Genomic DNA, 20,401 nt, shown 5'->3' with positions numbered 1-20,401 from the left:
TTTTTTAGCAGAAGCAAGAAGCTCCAACGATGATTAATAAAATAAATAGTACAACTAATAAAGCAAATCCTCCAGCAAAACCGCAGCCTTCGCCGCAACTACCACCAAAACCCATAATAGTTCCTCCTTTTAATAAGAGGGGAAAACAAGGGTACACTCATGTATTTTAACGGATTCAAATTACTTTATGTTTTTTACGCAATAATTGAGCAGGTCCTTTGGAAAATAAAAAAAGACACCCTAAGGTGCATTCTTCCGATTGGAATCATCTTAATTGTATTGCGTCGTTATCATATAAGAAAAAAAGACATCAATTAAGATGTCTTTTTTTCTTTGTAAATTGGTGTTAAGAAGGTAACTTATTGCTTTTAACCTATGAATAATATAACAATCATCGAGTAAGTTTATTATAGCAGCGATAAATAGGGTTTTTATATGTAATATTACATATATATAGATTTATTTATGTTTTATTTGTATATTTTAATTGTCTGTTCCTTGTTTTAATTCGTTTATTTATATTTTTTTTGAGTGCTCCAGCAATGGAGCCTTTTTTTAGTATTTTATTTTGATGATGTTCTATAAGATTAGCACCTTTTAAAGCTGTTTTTATATAAAAAGCCTTTAACTTGTATTTATAGCTAAAGGCTCTGAGTGTCATACTTTATAGTTTATAAAATCTTATAAGAAGAATAACCAGTATTTTATATAGAATTTATCCCGCTATTTGCCGGGCTGCCCATAAACACCCGATTGGTGAGAGCTGATTAAAGTTTCACTTTATAATGTTTTTTATTCAATTTGGAACTGAAATGTACTAGCTTGATAATGAAGCTAGGTTATTAGAAGTGAAAAATTTTAGTTTTATTATAATTAATAGAAATGAAAGTAGTGTAAATATAAATCCACTCCAAATAAGTTGGTGAATACCTAAGTTTGAAATGAACCAGCCTCCAATAGTTGTTCCTAGAGTAATTCCGAGATTTGAGAATGAAACGAATAGGCTATTACCAAATTCGGGTGCTTCTCTTGCTTCACTTATTAACCATGTTTGACCAACAATTAATCCACCAGCATGCACGATTCCCCAAATGAATACCATGAAAATCATTGGAACAAGATAAGAACCTAAATAATAAACCAATATGTAAACAATAGAATATAAAATAGGGAACGATATTACTGTATTTACTATGCTTCTTTGCAAGAGACTACCAAATAAATGATTGCCTAAAATCATAACTATACCAAATATGAATAGCATGATACTGATGAGCGATCCATTCATGGAAGTTACTTTTGCAAGGTATTCGGCGAAGTAGCTGTATACAGAAAACATGGCTGCAAAAAGGAATGTGACAGTTAAAATATTTAACCATAATCCTGGTTTACCGAGTATACGAATTTGTTTGCCGAAAGACATTTTTTCTTTAACGGGCATAGAAGGAAGTGAAATTAGTATTCCAATGAATGCAAGGGCGTTAACAAGCGCTCCGAATAAGAAAGCAATTTCTAGTGAAAATTGATCTGCAAGGTAAGAGGTTAATGGTACACCTAGTGCAAAGCCAACCGTAATTCCCATGAAAACTTTTGTAACCGCTTGACCACTCTTTTCAGGAGGGACAAGTTTAGCAGCAGTTACAAGAGCGATTGAAAAGAAGAGTGGGTGAAGTGCTGCAGGTAAAATACGAAAAATAAGCATGATTTCAAATTGTGTTGTATAAGCGTAGATTATATTTGAAATAACAAAAATAAAGATTGCTATTAATAAAATTATTTTACGATTAATACTAGAGACGAGCAGAATTAAAAACGGACCAGAAATAGCAACGACTAGTGCGAATATACTTACTAAAAATCCTGCTTGTGCAGTTGAAATGCCAAATTTCTGAGTGATTTGTGGTAATACACCGACAATACCCATCTCGGTAGTAATAATTCCAAACACCCCTATTGCTAGTGTAAGAATAAGTAAAGGACTTACTTTTTTCATTTGTAAAACTCTCCATTCTTCTTATTATTTTGAAAGTAAAATCGATTCATTAACAAAGAAATGAGCATGATTGGATGTCAATAGTATTAGAATTATGTAATATTAAATACGAAAACAGATATCTAAATAATTAGATATGATATGTTAAAAAAATGCTCCTTTCTATGTTTCTTGCTTTTATAGGTAGCGAAGTTTTAAAAAGAATGTATTAGGCGGCTATATAAAAGCAGAATGTGTGAAAGCAAATAATCAATTGGTAGGTTGATTATTTGCTTTTACTTTATAATTCATTTTGAACGTATTCAGAAAACGCTTGTATTGTTTTTTCATTTCGACGATAATATGTCCATTTTCCAATTCGGTCAGAGTCTAGTAATCCTGCGTTTTTCATAGTTAATAAATAACTAGAAATAACCGATTGGGCTAAGCCAGTTTTAAGCTGAATATCTCCTACACACACTCCAATCTGAAAATTAATCCCTTGTTCTAAATAAGGTTTTTCGTCGAAATGATTTTCTGGATTTTTTAACCATGATAAAATTTGACATCTTGTATCATTTGACAATGCTTTATAAATTAATGAAGGTTCCATAAGGATATTATATCTACTTTTATAGATTTGTAAATGGGTTTGTGTGATTTTAAGGGAAGAAGGTATAGTTGATCCCCTCGAATAGGAATAAGGTGCTCCTGATCTGTACCCTTTGTAAAGGACATTTTAAAAAAAGTTAGGCAACCTAAAAAAGATCATTTCTGTATGCAAACAGAAGTCATCTTTTTTAAATTTTATTGATAGCAAGAGTGATTATAGTACGTCATATATTTCTTAATTTCATGTTTTAACTGAACAAACGAGTCACATGATTTTATATATGCTTTATCGGTTAAAGTACTACGAGGATTACGTGCAAAAATGATAGTATTGTTAGGTTTAAGCATGTTGTTGCCTGGCTATCAATGGCGGATTCTTAAGAAGAGTAATAATAAAATCCAACTGAAGATTTAAGAAAAATTTTATGTTTACCCCACTCTTTATTTTAAAAGTTTTTCCTATCCTATAAATGAGTTACATCATGAAGGAGACTAAAAAAGACAAAGTCATAGATGAAAATGTAAAGTTAGGGGATTCTACATGGATACAGGAGTTTTGATTAGTTATTTGTATACTTATTTCTTTACTATTATGTTTTGTATTGTGTTTCAAATTGGAGTTTATTTTAAAGCGAAAAGAACTATATCTATTCGGCATTTTTTGTGGGTGTATGTTTTTCTGTTCTATCTTTCGTTAGTGTATAAGGTGACGCAAATCGCGACTGTATGGGATATAAGTAGATATGAAACGTGGATTCGTGTAAGTCAAATCAATTTGACTCTATTTGATACGGCAGGTAGTACTACGTATCTTTTGAACATTGTACTGTTTATGCCGTTAGGTTTTTTATTACCGATGATTTGGCCGCACTTTAGAAAAATGAAAAACACCGTATGTGCAGGATTTCTTTTTTCATTGGCAATTGAGTTAAATCAATTACTTAATAATAGAATTACAGATATTGATGATTTATTTACGAACACTCTCGGGGCGATTATTGGATATTTATTATATAGAGCTTTTAAAATGATATTAAGAAGAGAGGGGAAAAAGCTTGATACCAACTCTTCTCTAGCTATAAAATACGAGGCTGTTTTTTGTTTAGTGTGTTCATTTGTAGGGGCGATGTTAATTTATCATCCAGCTTTATTTGGAAGACCTGTCATCATTCAGTGAGGTGATTACGAATTTCTTTTGAACGCTCGTGCGATATTTCAATTTGATAAAAGCCTTTAACTTGTTATAGTTAAAGGCTTTTATCATCATAATTTTTACTTACCAATTACCCACTCTAACATCCGCTTTCAACCACTTCACCCAATCCAAATCCACTATCTTAAGCAAACTGAGCGAAACACCCTTCATATCTAAAGAAGTCAACAGCGTACCAACCTTTACGAATGTAACTTGTAAGCCTTCCAATTCACACAAACGGCGAATGTCATTTGTGAAAATGTATTGTTCCATTAATGGTGTCGCGCCGAGTCCATTAATGAGGATTGCGAAGTTGTCACCTTTTCTCCAGCGATAAATGCTTTTTAGTTTGTTCATCAGTTCGATCGCTAATATTTCAGAAGAGGATAGCGCTTCTTTACGGTAACCTTTTTCGCCATGGATGCCGACGCCATAAAACACTTCATCGTCGTTTAATGTGAATGAAGCTTTTCCTTTTACTGGATCGTTGGCAGGGGAAAGGGCAACTCCTAATGTGTGTAAGTTTTTGATGACAGCTTGCCCGATTGTTGTTAGTTCTTCTAAAGAGTGACCTTCAAGAGCGGCAGCACCTAATATTTTTTGAACGAAAACGGTGCCAGCTACGCCGCGTCTTCTTTTATTAAAAGAAGCATCATCTTCAATTGAAACGTCGTCATTTACGATGATATGGTCAATTTTTCTTCCTTCGCCTTTGGCGATTTGTTCTGCTGCTAGAAAGTTCTCAACGTCATCTTTAAAGTTTTTGATGATGAATAGTATACTTTTATCTTTTGGTATGAGGCGAGTTGCCGCCACAATTTGTTCCACTGTAGGCGGAGTGAAAATATTGCCGTTTACTGCCGCTGTAAGCATACCTTTTCCTACATAACCAATATCAGCAGGTTCATGTCCGCTACCACCGCCGCTTACAATAGCGACGTCTTGCTTCATTTTTTCGATATCTTTTACATAAATGATGTTATTTGTTTCATCGTAATTTACTTTGTCGTTATGTTCAAAATAAAAGCCATGCAGCATATCTTGAACGATATTTTGTACATCATTCATAATCTTTTTCATTGCTTTTGCCACCCTTTAATTACTTTGCTGATTGCTCAAGTAATAGTAGTAATTGATTGTTTATCATATTTTTCATAAGAGAAGACATAACGGATGGATCTACTTCGCACTTGCTTTCAATCCAATCTTTTATCGTTCCAACGAAGCCGTGACTATAAAAGGAGGCAATCGTATTTTTAGTCTCATCAGAAAGGCTGAATCCACAGCTCACAGATAATTCATCAATAATCTTCATATATAAGTTTTTCGTATGCTCAAATAAATAGTGATTAAACGAGTTTTGCTCAATGACTTTAAAAGCATTTCGGTAAAATTTTTGATTTTCATAAAAGTAATCAAATAATAAATCGAAAATGTTTTCCCATTTTTCATAATCGAGAAAGTCTATAATATTTTCTTTCGTTTCTTCTCTATAAATCCAGCTTAATAGTTCAAATTTATCTTTAAAATGATAATAAAAAGTTTGCCTACGCATTTGACAGTGTAACATAATATCGCTCACTGATATTTTATGAAACGACTCTGTTTCCATTAAATACTTCAATGAGTTCGCGATTATCTTTTTAGAAATTATAGAAGAGGTCATCTAAATCATCCCTAGAATGTTATTAATATAAAAATCCTACCCATAAATGAGAGCGGTGTCTTTAGACAGATTGTCCATTTTGTCCGTTTACTATAAAACGCTTTCATTTTAACATGAGTAGTAAGAAGAAGATTTCAAATATATCACAATATATTAAAGGAATTGAGGGAGAACTACAATGAAAAAGATTATAAACAAACCAGAAACATTAGTAATGGAAATGTGCAACGGAATGGTTATGGCTCATCCAGAGCTGGAGCTTTTGAAAAAATATAAAGTAATTAAGAAGAAAGAAATGAACGAAAATAAAGTAACGTTAATTAGCGGCGGCGGTAGTGGTCATGAGCCGGCACATGCAGGATTAGTCGGAAAAGGAATGTTAGATGCGGCAGTGTGCGGAGATGTGTTTGCGTCACCTTCACAAATTCAGGTTTATCAAGCAATTAAAGAAACAGCTAGTAAAAAAGGTACGTTATTAATTATTAAAAATTATAGCGGCGATATTATGAATTTCAAAAACGGTGCGCATTTAGCGACGGAAGATGGAATTGAAGTCGACTACGTAAAAGTGGACGATGATATTGCGGTAGAAGATAGCCTATATACAGTAGGACGCCGCGGCGTTGCGGGAGTTATTTTAGTTCATAAAATTGCCGGCGCAGCAGCGGAAGCGGGTATGGATTTAGGAGCGGTGAAAGCTGTAGCAGAAAAAGCAGCGGCTAACGTGCGCACAATCGGTTTAGCGTTAACGTCTTGCACAGTTCCAGCGAGCGGATCACCTACTTTCACACTTGCGGAAGATGAAATGGAATACGGTGTAGGTATTCACGGCGAACCAGGAATTAAGCGTGAAAAAATGCTGTCAGCAGATGAACTAGCTAACCGTATGACAAGTGATCTTATAAAAGATTTAGGAGTAAAAGATGGCGAGGAAATCGCACTTCTAGTTAACGGTTTTGGCGGAACACCACTGCAAGAACTTTACTTATTTAACAACGCAGTTACGAGAGAACTAGCAGCTAGAAACATTAAAATTAATAGAGTATTCGTTGGTAATTATATGACAAGTATTGATATGGCTGGTATGTCTTTAACGGTAATGAAGTTAGATGATGAGCTAAAAACATTACTATCTAAAGAATGTAATACACCAGCGTTTAAAGTAGATGGACCAGTTGAAAGTGTAGAGTATGTGAATGTACTTGAAGAGACAGAAGAGAAGGAAGTTTCATTTGAAATAGAAACAGCGGAAGAGCACGCTGTTATTAAAAATAATGTCATTACATTAAACAACATGATTTATCTCGTTGATAAAATGAGCGATATTATTATTAAAAATGAAGTACCGTTCTGTGAGTTAGATACGCATGCAGGTGACGGTGACTTCGGAATGAGTGTTGCAAAAGGATTTAAGCAATTAAAACGTGAGTGGCATTCTATTGTAGAACAAGAGAATGTAACGATTGGATCATTCCTTGACGGTTGTTCGATGATTATTATGGAACATTGCGGCGGCGCATCTGGTCCAATTTGGGGCGGAGCATTCCGCTCAGCTAGTAAAGCAGCAGGCGAAAAACGTGAGCTAACAGTGAAAGAATTCGCTGAAATGTTACAAGCAGCACTGCAAGGCATACAATCTATCGGTGAAAGATCATTCGGTAGAGGAGCGGTAGTTGGTGACAAAACACTTGTTGACGCACTTGCTCCATGTGTAGATTCTTGGTTAGCTAGCGCTTCAAACGAAGAAGACATGAAAACTGCCTTTGAAAAAGGTGCAGAAGCAGCAGTTAAAGGAGCAGAGTACACGAAAGAAATCGTAGCTCGCATGGGCCGCGCTGGTACAGTTGGCGAAAGAAGTTTAGGATACCCTGATGCAGGTGCACATGCGCTTGGAGTTATCTTTACGGAGATTGCGGGTAGTTTGAAATAATAATTAGAAAGTCCCTCTGCCTTAAGGTGGAGGGATTTTTATATAGTTGATATGTAGAAGACTTCTTTCGGTTCTTTCTCAGTAAAATATGAGTTTGTTACTGTTTTTGATAAAATCTTATTTCAAAAATACAACTAATATTTCTCAACATTAATATATTGAAAATAGTTAGAATATTTAAGATAATCATTTGTGAAGAAGTAAGTTATAAAAAAAGGGGGAATTTATTTTGTTACGTCGTTTATCTATTTGTACAGTACTAACAGCTTTTATATTTACTTTATTTGCATTTAACGGCTCTGCTTTCGCAGCTACGAATGCTACTGAAAATGAAAATGTAGTAGCAGCTTGTGCAAAGGGAGGTACGGTAGGTGTATATGGTGCAAAGATGCGCAGTGGTTATACTGTCGATTCACCTGTCTTACATACATTTAATGATGGTACGAAAATTACTGGAACATGGGTAACTGGTGAATATGTTCAAGGTCATTACAGTAATTCTAAACAGTGGTTAAAAGTTACATATAAAGGGATGACAGGTTATGTATCCCATACAACATTATATAACGTTTGCTCATAAAACTATGTACCATAATAGCTTTGGATATATTGAGCTAATCTCTTCTAGAGATTAGTTCTTTTTTATCTCTTAGTTTTTAATGGGGCATTTATTGAAAAAGACCAACGATTCATTAAATCGATGGTCTTACGTTTATATAGTATTCATTTGTATCTATATCAAATTTTTCATTGCTTTTTGCTTATTTTAGACTTAGTTTGTTTGTGATTGCAGCTTATCAATTTTCCAGTATGTTTGTAGAGGGTCTAAAGAGCTTTCAATATAAAACATATATTCATCTACGGTATGTGGTACTTCAAAAGCTATTTTCAATTCTACCGTTTCATTTGGTTTAACTTGTATATCAGAAGGGTTTTGATCAAGCACCTTTCCTTTATAGATCTTTCCGTCTTTTTCATCTTTTAAGTTATATTTTAATTCTGATAGTCCAATCGTTTGACCTCGTACATTTTTTACAGAGACATTAACAATGACGGAATCGTTGCTAGCATTTAAATATGCACTTTGAACAGCGGCCAAGTAATAGCCTCCCTTAACACTCTCGCCAACTAATAAAATACCTTGTTCCAAGCGGCTCATCTCTTCTTTTTCTTCAAAATTTATTAATTCTTCATTTTCATTTTTTGCGGTTGGTTCTTCTATTGGACCATTTTCAACGGCACTATCTGTTTTATCTTGTGTGCAAGCAGCCGTAACACTGACTAATACTAGAATGAAAGTAAGTAATATAGATAATTTTCTCATAAAATTTATCTGTCTCCTTAAGTTTCTCAATTTTGTGCAGCTATACATATAAGATTAACATAATGTCTCATTATTGGCTCAAAATAGGGGTTCTTTTAGACAACTTATTCTTTTTACTTTTAATATACATTCGATTGGTTCTCGCGATATTTGTTAATCTTTTAAAACATTGGCTTAGTAATAACGAGGGTTATTATAGATATATTAATCATATAATTTGTCCATATCAAAATGAACGTTTTTTGCATCTAATATATTATAAATATATTTTATTTTGAAAGGATGTGATTATATGGCTCATAAATCTACTGGAGTGTTTCGAGTTCCAGTTTCTGAAAATGGGATTATTCCAACTGCTCTCAACATTATGCTAAACAATGATTCACGTTGCCATACTAGTAATGTAACGGTAACTGTTAAGAGAAGTCGAAACACTTTTTTTCCAACTCAAAATGAATTAGTTGAAATCTCTCGTACTTTTGTTTCTTTAGAACCAAACAGAACAACTAAAATTGTGTTGTTTACTCCAGAATTCCAAATAGAAGATTTTCTTGATGTCATCATTAGTGGAAATAAAGAGGATGTTAAGGATGTTCTTGTATATTCTTTCTTAGCAGATTCAGTAGGTCATAATCTGTCATCTACTGTTTTCAGAAATGCAGAATACACTTTTGCTTGCTGACACCGTGATGATGTATTCTTTACTGTCGTATATCTGAATTAAAATGTTGCAAGTAGCACTTCAAGGCATATAATCTATCGTTGAAAGATCATTCGGCAGAGGAGCGGTAGTTGGTGAAAGAAGTTTAGGATATCCAGATGCAGGTGCACATACGCTTGGGGTTATCTTTACGGAAATTTTAGGTAGTTTGAAATAGAAATTAAAAGATCCCTTCTACCTTAAGGTGGAGGGGGTTTCTTAATATTGTTTTTTAATATATATTGCTAAATATGTTCCAATAATTCATTCTATTGTATTGAGAATAATGTCATCTACATCAAAAAAACGGCTTATAAAAGGAACTAGTATTTGAAGGAGTTTCACCTCAAACATACTCCTATGCATATAGGTATGTTTGAGGTGGATTTATTAACGAATTTTATATATAGCATGAATGAAAATGGGATAAATAAAACAATGTTTCCTATTATGTTTTTAAGAATTAATTGAGCAGGTCCTTGTAAAAATAAAGAAAAGACACCAAAAGGTGCCTTCTGCCAACTTAAATTATTTTAATATTAGCGTTTTAAGTTTAAAAGCTATAGGGATTTTTTCTGTGGGATTTGTAAGTAGTTTTTACGAAATTATGAGTGTTTTTTATTTTGTAATTCAATAAGTTCATCTGGTAGCATTTTTGTATAATATTCTTTTTCTGTTAGTTCAAATATAAATAATGCTTTTTTCCAGTTATAAATAACATCTTCTACATTATGTTGTTTAATTTTTAATAACAACTGACCTTTTAAATAGAATAGTTCACCTAATAGGTATAACGTATTTAGATTAATTGCTAATTTGATGCCCTTATCAATGTATTTTATTGCCTCTTCATGTTGATATGTGAAGTCCAAAGATTTTGCTAAATTTAACATGATTTTCAACTTAATTTCTTTATCTCTAGGAAAATCTAACTTATTAAAATTACTTAAACATCTTTTTAATATATTAATACTTTTTTCATATTCTTTATTTTCCGCATAAAATATAGCCATTGTTTGCATAATATCTATTTCTCTTTCTGATAAAAAATCAGAATTAGTTAAAGTCAGTTTTAATGCATTATTTAGAAAATCTAAAGCAGTTTTTAATGATTTATCCACCATAAATATAGCAATTGCTTCATGCCATATTAGAAATTGTTTCTCTTCTTTTGTTTGAAAATTATTTAAGTTTTTCTCTTTTTTCACTATTTCATAAAGTTCTTTATATTGTTTTTGCTTTAAGCAATCTTTTATTACGTATTTTACATTTTCTACATATTTTAATCTTTTATTTTGAGTTAGTGCAAATATGTTATTCGGATCAATACCAAGTCTTTCTGATAATTGATATAACAATATACTAGATGGATAAATCATACCTTTTTCAATCTTGCTAATTTGACTTTGTGAACATATTCCATGACATAATTCGGATTGTGATATATTTTTTTTAATTCTAAGTTCTTTAATGGTAATACCCAAATCGTTAAATTCCATTTTTCCACCTACTATTTAGCACTTTATTAATATAAGAACATTCTCTAACCTTAATGTAATGTAAAATTAATATAGTTGCAATTATTGTTTTAAAGGGCTTATCGTTTCTATAAGATGGTGAGATTTTTTTATGTACAAAAAAGACACCAAAAGGTGCCTTTCGCCGACTTGGACCACGTTCATTTAATATAAACCTATCTGTATTTTCACATGCTTCTCTAATCCCTCTATTTTACATTTGATAAAATAAAATCCTAATATTACCAATAATTAAATAAATATTTCTACATGTTCAAGATATTTACATAAATTACAAAAATGATACATTTAAGTTGTAAGCTATAAAAACTATTAAAGGGGGATTTATTATGTTCAAGAAATTAGTAGTAGGGCTATTGGCAACAGGTATTGCATTAACAGGAGGAATTGGGGCAGCTTCAGCTGATACGCAAAAAGCTGTGAGCTCTCCGAAGCAAGCAACATGCTCAATTCCTTATGAGTATTCTAATGGTAAATTCAAAAGAACTCTTTATTACTCAAATGGAGTATATGCTAATAGTTTTAATGAAAATGTTTGTGGCGGGACGATTACGTGGTACTTAAAACATGTTCAAAATGGAGTTGCTTTTTACGAAGGTAATTTAAAATAGTAGATTTTTTGAACCTCATTTATTGAGGTTCTTTTATTTTTAGTTTTTAAACTGATTCTCTATAAAAAATACACCCTAAGGTGCCTTTTTGCGATTTGATCCATTGTAATATGGTATTGAATGCCAGTCCGATTATTATTTTATGATGTTAAGTAGTTTCGGTTATTGAGAAAAAATACAACTCATTGTTTGAATGCAAAAAAGCCCTAGGGGGACTAGGACTTTTTGCTAGAATGAATAAGATTTAAAAAAGGACTTATATAACGTAACGTATGAATGTTTCGTAAATGTATCAAAAAAGTGAACAAAAGCGTTAATTTTAATAAAAAAAGCTCCGCGATAAAAGCTGCGGAGCTTCATAAGGTCGAGTTATGTCGTATTCACAAGGGATTTTAACATGAATGTTGTGGTGAAAATACTGGTAAATTTATCCCGTAAAACCCCCATTGATTAGTGTTTCACTTCATTTGAAGGAATTCATGTTTTATAAATTAGATTATGATAGTTGATATTCTCCATATTGACCAGAAAAGAACTAAAAATTCTAGTGAAATTCCAAATGTTCGTTTCCTAGTTTTTTGAAATTCTTTTATTAAATAGCCAACAGCACTAATTGCTATAAGAATGAAAAGAATAAGTTCGAGTGTAACTGGCATTTTATCTACTCCTAATACATTAATTTGTTATATAGAGATTATAAGATATTTTTGCGGCTAGTAGTGAAAAATTTAATAAAACTATCTCTAATGGAGTTTTGTTTGAACTTCTAAAAGTATTTGTGAAAACCATTGTACGTAAAATTTCTGCGTATGTTTTTAGGAAACAAATTTTAGAAAAAGATAACAAAAAACCCGCTCCTCGTCGCCGTTGTAAGCAAAAGGGTGGGTTTTGTAAAAAATAAATGAGCCCTAATGGATATAATGTACAAAAGAAAAGAGGCTTTCTTATGAAAGGATAGACTTTCATGTGTCATCACTATTAATAATGATGTGTTATTTTTACATAGAAACGAATAAGGAACAGAACAAGTTATAGTTTAAAGGGGTAAAATGGTGGGATTGTATTGAGAAATTTTTTTGAAACAATAATATTCAGAAAATTAAAAGTTTTACTGGAAGATTTTTGTTATTATGTTAGTAATCTATAGACAAAGGAGAAGGGGCTATAGGAGTGTACATGTAATAAAAAAGGAAGAAATCAATTTACTTTTACATGAGTGGTATAGAGAAATTCGTTCACAGAATTTCTCTAAGGCAAAGGAATTAAAACAAAGTATTGATACAAAAGTTAATAGTATGGAAGAAGATCGAAAGAATACAGAGTTTTATTCACTTGTAGATTTTAGATTTAAAATGTTAAGTGCAGAGTTTTATCCCCATCAATCTGACATATCTAAGAATGATCTAAGAAAAATGAAGTTAGATGAAGCTCCATCAGATGAATCTTTATTATATTATTACCATTTCTTTAAGGCTTCTCATGCTACAGTAAACGGTGATTTTAAAGTGGCTGAAAAGCATTATGGAATAGCAGAATCTTTGTTGGGAAATATTCAGGATCCAATCGAAAAAGCAGAATTTAACTTTAAGCTATCAAGCTATTATTATCACGTTTGCCAGCCTATTTTAGTAATTCAATATGCAACTAGAGCAAGGAATACATTTGAAGGGTTGTACGGGTATAGCAGGAAGGTGGCAGCATGTGACAATGTTCTGGGTTTAGCATGTGTAAAGCTAAATGAATTTGAACAAGCAGAAGTTTATTTCATGTCGTCTCTGGATATTTTGAAAAAGCAGAATGAAGAGGAGCTAATGTTACGAGTTCGACATAGTTTAGGGGTTATGTATGCAGAGCAAAACCTATCTGATTTAGCACTTCGTTACTTATCAGAAGTATCACAAAAAATTCCGAATCACTTTAGAGCGATTTTTTTGGAAGCTAGAGAGAATTTAAAGTTAGGAAAGACAAAGCTTGCAGCGTCCTTAATTGAAAAAGGATTAATAATTTGTAATGAACTGGAACAAAAAGAATATGAACATCATTTTACAATTCTAAAAGAAATGAATGAGAATGTTTCTGCTGAAGAATTAGAGTTAGCCATTTCTAAAGGAATTTCTTTCTTTAATGAAGTAGGTTTATGGCAATATGTCCAGGAATATGCTGAAAAATTAGCGGTTAAATATCATGAAGAAGGAAATTCAATAAAATCTAGTGAATACTTCTATTTAGGATATAAAGAAAAAGAAAAAGGTTTTCAGAAAGGGGCTTTAAAATGAAAAGGATCATCAGCAGTTCAATTGGATTAATAATTACGGTCATACTATTAAATGGAGTAAATGTTTCAACGGACCAATCAGAGGTCAATACAACAAGTGTTATACAATATACGCATGGAGAGCCGTGGGGCTGATGAAATATTGAAGTATAAAGAGTTGTTATATCAAAGGATTATTACCGAAGAAGAGTTCTAAGTGAAGAAAAAGTAATTATTAGGTATATAGATGAAACGCTCAAATGAGCGTTTTTTTATTTATATATTCGCAAGTAAAATAACATAATATTACTATGAATCCTTATAACAATATGAATTTTTGCATATTTTAAAATTCAATATATCCATCAAAAACTTTTAATTGTATAATATATTTTGTCATATTTTTAGATTTTTCGACATAAACCAACAAAAATAGAGAATGTATTGGGAGAAGACATTATGTATACAAAACTATTAAAATCAATTACATCATTATCACTTATTGGTGGTGCGTTGTTATATACAAATGGCAGCGATGTGAAAGCTGCTGAAGTGGGTGTTTTTTCTGATGTACCGACATCACATTGGTCATATCCTGCGATTAAAGATTTAGCGAGTAAGAATATTATTTCCGGTTATGGAAATGGGATATTTGGTTTTGGAGATGTTGCGACAAGGGAGCAAGTTGCGGCTTTAATTTATCGAGTGTTAGTACCGAATAAACAAGGCGGTTCGTTTAGTAATGATGGAACTCGTTACGTATTAAAGGATGGATCTACGTTTAAAAATCCTTACGGTGATATTAATCAAAGTTCTACAATGTTCCCAGAAGAGGTATTAACTTTAACGAATTTAGGAGTTTTTAAAGGTGATGAAAATGGTCAATTTAGACCGAAAGCTTCTGTGAGTCGTGCGGAAATGGCACAAATTCTTACAAATGCTTTCCATCTTGCGGCAAAACAAAAACATACCTTTAAGGATGTTCCAAATCCATTTTGGGCAGAAAACGCAATTAGTGCGGTGCAGTCAAATGGAATCGCAGATGGCACAGGAAACGGGAATTTTGAACCATATGGCACAGTAACACGTGAACAGTATGCGCAGTTTTTATATAAAACTTTGAAGTATAAAAATGCTGATGTGAAAGACACAGGAGATGCGGCATTATTAACAGCTTTTAAAGAGGAAGTACAAAAGCGTATTAATACGTATGAAACGACTATTACACTTCCATATAAAACGAAAAATAATAATACAGACGAAGTGATGAATACACTTTTTAACGCATATAAAGAAGTTGCAAGTAAAAATGAGTATACAAATTATAATAGATCGAATGTTTCATATGGACTTTCTGGATCACCTGGAAATTATACATTTACGCTTAAGATTACATATCGTGAAACGAAAGAACAGACGGAATATGTCATGAAACAAGCGAAAGCAATCGTTTCTTCTATTACTCAAATTGGAATGGATGATCACGAAAAAGTGAAGGCGATTCATGATTACGTAGTAAAACATGTTTCTTATGATACGTCTTATAAAGCTTACACAGCATATGAAGCACTTGTAAATCGTTCTGCGGTTTGCCAAGGTTACGCACTATTAACTTATCAATTATTAAAGGAAGCAGGAATTGAAAATCATTTCGTGACAGGAACTGGGGACGGACAACCTCATGCTTGGAATTTAGTGAAAATCGAAAACAAATGGTATCACCTTGATACAACATTCGATGATCCGGTTCCAGATGAGCAGGGCCGCGTAACGTATTCGTATTTCAATTTATCAGATGAACAAATCGCAAGAAATCATGAGTGGAATCGCAGAGACTATCCGCAAGCTACAACAAATTATTATAGTACACTGACAAACAAAATTGCGGCAGGTAGTACGAAAACGCCTGCATATCAGCAAATATTAAAAGATACAAAGTTAAACTATTTAGGAAATGAATATAGCGTAAACAACTATACTGAATTAAAAAATAAAATGCAGCAGCGTTATAGTGCGAAACCAGAGAAAATTGAAGTGCTGTACAAGCAATCAATGAATGGTGCACTGCAAGATGTGAAAAAGGCAATTGGCGAAATCGATTATCCGCAAGGGGCAAATCGAGTTTCTTATAAAGCGGAGCCTTACAATGCGAAAGAAGGGTATTCTTTAGTGACAATTACGTTTACGTATTAAGAATGAGAAAAAAGCATCTGTTTCAGATGCTTTTTTTTATTATATTGATTCGACAAAATATGACAGGTGAAAACGAATTGGTCTGTTATGATAATTTTTGAAATTTTACATTTTGGAGGATTAATCATGAATAAAAAGAAGATTTTCGCTGCGTTAATAGGAATTGTAGCCTTATTTATAATTATTAATGTAGTTGTTACGAAAGAGAAAACGACATCAACCAGTGAAAAAATGTACTCTGAGAAAGAATATAATAAATTAGTAGATGAACATTTTGAAGAGACGCAAAAGTTGAAAAGTGATATGAGTGTGTTAGAAACTGAAAAAAAATCTCTTGATGAGCAAGTGAAGAAGTTAAAAGATGAGTTAGCGAAAAAAGAGCAACAAGTAGCGCAGCAGCCGGTTCAACAAGAACAACCAAAGCAAGAACCACAACAACCAGCACCAGCGCAACAGCCGGAAAAGAAAGAAGAGCCAAAACCGGAACAACCTACTGGAGCATTCGAAAACCCTATGAAAAGCATAAACAAAACAGATGCAATGAACAAAGTGAAAGAAAAAGCGAAGCAAGACTTCCAAGATGACTATATGACACAAAACTTTGTTGCGGAGGAACAATCAAAAGCATTTGATTTCTTAAACGGAGTAGAGATTAAATCACAAGAAGAATTGAACGTGATGAAGAAGGCATTGGGAGATTTTCCTAACGACTTTATGACCGCGAAGTTTGTTTATGAAGAGCAAATGAAGGCGAAGAATAAGCAAGAGTAAAACAAAAACGCTATCTTTTAAAAAGGTAGCGTTTTTGTTTTGGGTTATAAAGTTATTCCTACATTTGACATATACAGTCTGACTGTATAAAATAAAACTATTCAGTTGAACTATATAGTTTAGCTATATACTTATCGTTACATTGGAGGTCTTTATGAATAGAGATAAAAATTTACCATTAACGGAAACAACGTATTACGTTCTTTTAGCTTTATTAGAACCAGCCCATGGTTATTTAATTATGCAAAAGGTAGAGGAACTGAGTAATCATCAAGTGAAAATCGCAGCGGGTACACTGTATGGCGCGGTTGAAAATTTATTAAAACAAGGATTAATAGAATCAGTAAAAAGTGAAGATAAACGAAGAAAAGTGTATGTCATTACGGAACGAGGGAAAGAAGTATTACACTTAGACTTTATGAGAATGCAGCACATTATTGCGGTTACAAAAAGTTTATTACACGTATAGTTAGGGGGAAACGATGATGTGGAGATTGAAATTCTTTTTAGATTTTGAGAAAGAGGAAAAATGGTTAGAAGAGATGGCTTGGAAAGGTTATCAACTAGAAAGCAATACATTTGGTTATACATTTAGATATACAGAACCGGAAGATGCGACGATTAAAATAGACCATAGAGTATTTAGTAGAAAAAGTGATTTTATTAATTACTGCACATTATTTGAAGATAGTGGCTGGGAGCATATAGCTGGTAATCGGTGGTCAGGTACGCAATATTTTAAAAAGGTAGATGAAGAAAGTGAAGATGACATTTTTTCAGATCCAATGTCACGAGCAGGGAAGTATAAGCGTCTATCTAAAACATTTTTAGAATTAGCGATCTGTTATTTGCCGATATTATTTTTATTTATGTATAGTAATACAATGAATTTAGGAGCCTTTGTAAATCCGAAAGAACTATACTTGACGCCAGGATTATGGGATAAGCAAGGTGTATCATTTCTATGGTCATTGTTATTTGAAACGCCATTTGCATTAATGAGAGGACTTTTTTTGACATTTATCCCCGTTGCGACATGTATGTTTTTCGTTTGCTCGTATAAAGCAAATCGATTGTATGAAGAGAGAAGATGATAGGAGAAATCCCCTTAAAGTAGATGCTTTGAGGGTTTTTTAATGTATAAATAGGGAATTTGGTAATCATTAACATTAATTCCTTTTTGTTTATGTTTAAATATGATATCATTTTGATAATATTCCTTAGGAGGATGATTATCATTAATATACTTTTAGGTATTATTGGAGCAATTGTTTTACTTGCCTTTGTTATCCATCCAGGAGTCCCAGACAAACGTGTCCCTCTACAAAATAAACTTGCAGTAATCCTTCCATTGATTGTTATAGCCGGTTTAATTTCTTTATATATATAATTAAAACAAGAATAACATTAAGATAGGTAGAGAAGTATATATCTGCTTTTCTACCTATGCGTAGTTTAATAAAAATGCTCATCAACATTTTCACTACTATTGTTCTTTTGTTAATTGCTGCATGGACTACAAAATGAACTAATACAGACGGCCAGCATAAATAAATTATTGTATTTCTCAATAAATAAAACAACTTAACGTGGTAAAATAATAGTTGGACGGGAGTCCAATACATATTATTAAAATTAAGATGGTTCAAGTCGGAGGAAGGCACCTTAGGGTGTCTATTCTTTTTTATAAAAAGAAAATTGTACGTTTAGACGCATTTTAAATACAAAATAACCGATTCCTTATACGTTAAGAAACCGGTTATTTATTTCCCTACTTTTTTAGAGAGCTTTTTCTTATAATGGTCTTAAATCATAAATAAAAGATAGAGTAAAAACTATATAAGAAATAAATGTCACGAAAACAAGAAAACATATAAACTGAGAATTAGATACATATTGTTCTATTCTTTGTTTCATGTTAATTCGCATTATTTTTCAAATGTGAAGTATCAATTGGAATTTGAGCTTTCCAAGATCCAATTATTTTTCCAATTCTAGTTATATTTACGTCTAAAGTAAGGGGCTGTTTAAAAGCGTCTTTTCCTTTAGAATCTATAACAAATGTAGCAACACCTTCAGGTTTATCATTATCACGAATGCCTACATCATTTAATTTTTTACCTGCTGCCATAAGTTCAAAAGGAAGACGATCATCTGAATCATGGATAAATGATAGTCTCCCGTCATTTTTAATCTCAGGGTTTTCTTCTTGTTGTCCATTAATTTTACCATCACTTTCAAGATCTAATCCTGATGTATCAAATTCGAATGGTACTAAACTTCCGTCAGCTTTTTCCATTCTATAATGAACTGATATACGTGAATCTGCGATAAATAATTCTTTGAGATGTACAGTAATACTTTGATCTGTAATTTTTTCATCAATAGGAATATATTTACCATTCTTCATCATATCTTGTATGACACCATTTTCATCTCCTATTCCTTCATTTACAACTTTATCATTTGTAATTGCATCAGAAAAATATGAAGCAACATTTGTAGCCGCTACTTGTACTTGTGGAATCATTGCTGTTGTGAAAAGTGCTGCTGCAGCTACTGCTGTATAAATGAAACGTTTTGATTTTTTACTCATGTTTGTAAAGATTCCCTTCTTTTGTTGCTTTTTGTGATTTATATTAGAAACATTGTCTAACTTGGAACGACTTTCAAATGTTTTCCATGCTTGTTCTATATCAATTTTGATTTCTTGTGGTGAATTTGCAGATTCTTCATCTAGCATTACGTTTTCCCATTGATTTAATTTACTAATTTCTATTAATAAATCTTGGCATGCTTCACATGTATCTAGGTGCTTTGTGAATTCCTTTCTTATATCATGAGAAAGTTCTCCATCAATATATGTTTGAATAAACCCGATATCATAACATTTCATTTGTTATGCCTCCTCCATTTGTTTATAAATCTTGCGAAATTTCATTTTGGCTCGGACTAATAATGTTCCAATAGAAGATATTTCAATTTGAAGTACTTCTGCAATTTCTTTATATTGAAAACCAGAGAATTTCATTAGTAAAAGGGTTCGTTCTCGATCATTCATTTTATTTAGTATCGTTTGGACCTTTGTAATTTCTTCTTTTCTTATCCAATCATCGTCTAATGATGAAACATTTTGTACTTCATGGTATTGGATTTCTTTATCAATCTTCGCTTGTTGCCTTTTTTCAGATCGAAAATGGTTATAGGCTACATAAGTAGAAGATTTAATCAACCATCCAGGTATGTTTTCAATTCCTTTCCAATCGCTACGATATAATTGTAAAAATACTTCTTGCGCTAACTCTTCAGCGATAGATTGATCTTTAACAATCCAGATGATTTGTTTCACAGCGTAAGCATAGTACTGCTTAAATAAATCTTCAAAGGTCATATCAGAAGCATGACTTTCTTCATTTTCTATGGTTAACATGTTCGTTTAAACCTCACTTTCAATTTGATACCTGTATTATAGAGAAACCAGAAAAATAGATTTTGTGACAGTTTTTCTGGATATTTTTTTATATTTTTTATTATGTACTAAAAAAGCATTCATCTGATTAAAAGATAAATGAAAACATAAAAACTATAACTCTTGCAGTAGTTGTCTATTAGAGGGTGTTGCAAAACTAAAATAA

Annotated in this window: 22 protein-coding genes and 1 pseudogene; 13 read left to right on the top strand and 10 right to left on the bottom strand. The window is 32.4% G+C overall.

Annotation, left to right across the window (positions count from 1 at the left end; translation table 11 throughout):
* Positions 1–4: 4 nt before the first annotated feature.
* From RT27_RS34255 to RT27_RS35885, 4 genes and pseudogenes are all read right to left on the bottom strand, one after another.
* Positions 5–115 carry a YjcZ family sporulation protein gene (locus tag RT27_RS34255; protein WP_000505669.1) on the bottom strand — a complete coding sequence of 37 codons (111 nt, stop codon included), beginning with the start codon at positions 113–115 and terminating at the stop codon, positions 5–7.
* A 702-nt stretch (positions 116–817) separates the two neighbouring features.
* On the bottom strand, positions 818–1,993 hold the full coding sequence (locus RT27_RS26950) for an MFS transporter (RefSeq protein WP_043938273.1): 1,176 nt from the start codon (positions 1,991–1,993) through the stop codon (positions 818–820).
* 280 nt (positions 1,994–2,273) lie between these two features.
* Positions 2,274–2,585, bottom strand: coding sequence for a helix-turn-helix transcriptional regulator (locus RT27_RS26945; RefSeq protein ID WP_043938272.1), 312 nt, complete (start codon positions 2,583–2,585; stop codon positions 2,274–2,276).
* 194 nt (positions 2,586–2,779) lie between these two features.
* Positions 2,780–2,881, bottom strand: a pseudogene (locus RT27_RS35885) (TetR family transcriptional regulator); the annotation flags it as partial.
* Between the two features lie 244 nt (positions 2,882–3,125).
* Between RT27_RS35885 and RT27_RS26940 the strand changes: the two are divergent.
* On the top strand, positions 3,126–3,761 hold the full coding sequence (locus RT27_RS26940) for a VanZ family protein (RefSeq protein WP_043938271.1): 636 nt from the start codon (positions 3,126–3,128) through the stop codon (positions 3,759–3,761).
* A gap of 99 nt (positions 3,762–3,860) precedes the next feature.
* Here RT27_RS26940 and dhaQ read toward each other — a convergent pair whose 3' ends face one another.
* Positions 3,861–4,859 carry a DhaKLM operon coactivator DhaQ gene (gene dhaQ, locus RT27_RS26935; RefSeq protein ID WP_043938270.1) on the bottom strand — a complete coding sequence of 333 codons (999 nt, stop codon included), beginning with the start codon at positions 4,857–4,859 and terminating at the stop codon, positions 3,861–3,863.
* Positions 4,860–4,878: 19 nt separating this feature from the next.
* Complete coding sequence (gene dhaS, locus RT27_RS26930) at positions 4,879–5,445, bottom strand: dihydroxyacetone kinase transcriptional activator DhaS (RefSeq protein WP_000204213.1); 567 nt, start codon at positions 5,443–5,445, stop codon at positions 4,879–4,881.
* Between the two features lie 178 nt (positions 5,446–5,623).
* On the opposite strand from dhaS, the gene dhaK reads away from it, so the two are divergent.
* Both dhaK and RT27_RS26920 read left to right on the top strand, forming a co-directional pair.
* Positions 5,624–7,375: a dihydroxyacetone kinase subunit DhaK gene (dhaK, locus tag RT27_RS34240; protein ID WP_043938269.1), complete on the top strand. Its 1,752-nt coding sequence runs from the start codon at positions 5,624–5,626 to the stop codon at positions 7,373–7,375.
* A gap of 229 nt (positions 7,376–7,604) precedes the next feature.
* Positions 7,605–7,955: an SH3 domain-containing protein gene (locus RT27_RS26920; protein ID WP_043938268.1), complete on the top strand. Its 351-nt coding sequence runs from the start codon at positions 7,605–7,607 to the stop codon at positions 7,953–7,955.
* 192 nt (positions 7,956–8,147) lie between these two features.
* Here the strand turns inward: RT27_RS26920 and RT27_RS26915 are convergent, their stop codons facing one another.
* Complete coding sequence (locus tag RT27_RS26915) at positions 8,148–8,699, bottom strand: DUF4352 domain-containing protein (RefSeq protein ID WP_001228903.1); 552 nt, start codon at positions 8,697–8,699, stop codon at positions 8,148–8,150.
* A 292-nt stretch (positions 8,700–8,991) separates the two neighbouring features.
* On the opposite strand from RT27_RS26915, the gene RT27_RS26910 reads away from it, so the two are divergent.
* Positions 8,992–9,381 (top strand): hypothetical protein, encoded by a 390-nt coding sequence (locus tag RT27_RS26910; RefSeq protein WP_016082634.1) that lies wholly within the window; start codon positions 8,992–8,994, stop codon positions 9,379–9,381.
* 76 nt (positions 9,382–9,457) lie between these two features.
* Positions 9,458–9,577: a DAK2 domain-containing protein gene (locus RT27_RS34235; protein WP_071713771.1), complete on the top strand. Its 120-nt coding sequence runs from the start codon at positions 9,458–9,460 to the stop codon at positions 9,575–9,577.
* 427 nt (positions 9,578–10,004) lie between these two features.
* Here the strand turns inward: RT27_RS34235 and RT27_RS26905 are convergent, their stop codons facing one another.
* Positions 10,005–10,898, bottom strand: a complete 894-nt coding sequence (locus RT27_RS26905; RefSeq protein WP_016082633.1) for a helix-turn-helix domain-containing protein — start codon at positions 10,896–10,898, stop codon at positions 10,005–10,007.
* Between the two features lie 368 nt (positions 10,899–11,266).
* On the opposite strand from RT27_RS26905, the gene RT27_RS26900 reads away from it, so the two are divergent.
* The 8 genes from RT27_RS26900 (at position 11,267) to RT27_RS35405 (ending at position 18,156) form a co-directional block, all read left to right on the top strand.
* A complete protein-coding gene (locus tag RT27_RS26900) occupies positions 11,267–11,548 on the top strand; it encodes an LCI fold-containing protein (protein WP_000473837.1) in 282 nt (93 codons plus the stop codon).
* Positions 11,549–12,678: 1,130 nt separating this feature from the next.
* The gene (locus RT27_RS26890) at positions 12,679–13,824 is read left to right on the top strand and encodes a RapH N-terminal domain-containing protein (protein WP_043938265.1); all 1,146 of its coding nucleotides are present in this window, start codon (positions 12,679–12,681) and stop codon (positions 13,822–13,824) included.
* Positions 13,821–13,958, top strand: coding sequence for a Phr family secreted Rap phosphatase inhibitor (locus tag RT27_RS34225; protein ID WP_000821342.1), 138 nt, complete (start codon positions 13,821–13,823; stop codon positions 13,956–13,958). Before RT27_RS26890 ends, RT27_RS34225 begins: the two co-directional genes overlap by 4 nt.
* A 303-nt stretch (positions 13,959–14,261) precedes the next feature.
* Complete coding sequence (locus RT27_RS26885; RefSeq protein ID WP_043938263.1) at positions 14,262–15,995, top strand: S-layer homology domain-containing protein; 1,734 nt, start codon at positions 14,262–14,264, stop codon at positions 15,993–15,995.
* Positions 15,996–16,121: 126 nt separating this feature from the next.
* Positions 16,122–16,766, top strand: coding sequence for a hypothetical protein (locus tag RT27_RS26880; RefSeq protein WP_043938261.1), 645 nt, complete (start codon positions 16,122–16,124; stop codon positions 16,764–16,766).
* Between the two features lie 154 nt (positions 16,767–16,920).
* Complete coding sequence (locus RT27_RS26875) at positions 16,921–17,235, top strand: PadR family transcriptional regulator (protein ID WP_001078063.1); 315 nt, start codon at positions 16,921–16,923, stop codon at positions 17,233–17,235.
* 13 nt (positions 17,236–17,248) lie between these two features.
* Positions 17,249–17,860 carry a DUF2812 domain-containing protein gene (locus tag RT27_RS26870; RefSeq protein WP_003269697.1) on the top strand — a complete coding sequence of 204 codons (612 nt, stop codon included), beginning with the start codon at positions 17,249–17,251 and terminating at the stop codon, positions 17,858–17,860.
* A 134-nt stretch (positions 17,861–17,994) separates the two neighbouring features.
* Positions 17,995–18,156: a hypothetical protein gene (locus RT27_RS35405; protein WP_000583951.1), complete on the top strand. Its 162-nt coding sequence runs from the start codon at positions 17,995–17,997 to the stop codon at positions 18,154–18,156.
* Positions 18,157–18,684: 528 nt separating this feature from the next.
* Here RT27_RS35405 and RT27_RS26865 read toward each other — a convergent pair.
* Positions 18,685–19,662, bottom strand: a complete 978-nt coding sequence (locus RT27_RS26865) for a DUF4179 domain-containing protein (RefSeq protein ID WP_000650404.1) — start codon at positions 19,660–19,662, stop codon at positions 18,685–18,687.
* A 3-nt stretch (positions 19,663–19,665) separates the two neighbouring features.
* Positions 19,666–20,196: an RNA polymerase sigma factor SigX gene (locus tag RT27_RS26860; RefSeq protein WP_000955505.1), complete on the bottom strand. Its 531-nt coding sequence runs from the start codon at positions 20,194–20,196 to the stop codon at positions 19,666–19,668.
* Positions 20,197–20,401 lie beyond the last annotated feature (205 nt).

This window comes from Bacillus sp. L_1B0_5, assembly GCF_000836715.1.
Taxonomy (GTDB): domain Bacteria; phylum Bacillota; class Bacilli; order Bacillales; family Bacillaceae_G; genus Bacillus_A; species Bacillus_A thuringiensis_S.
The sequence above is the reverse complement of the archived record's forward strand: the minus strand, read 5'-3'. Positions and strand labels throughout refer to the sequence as shown.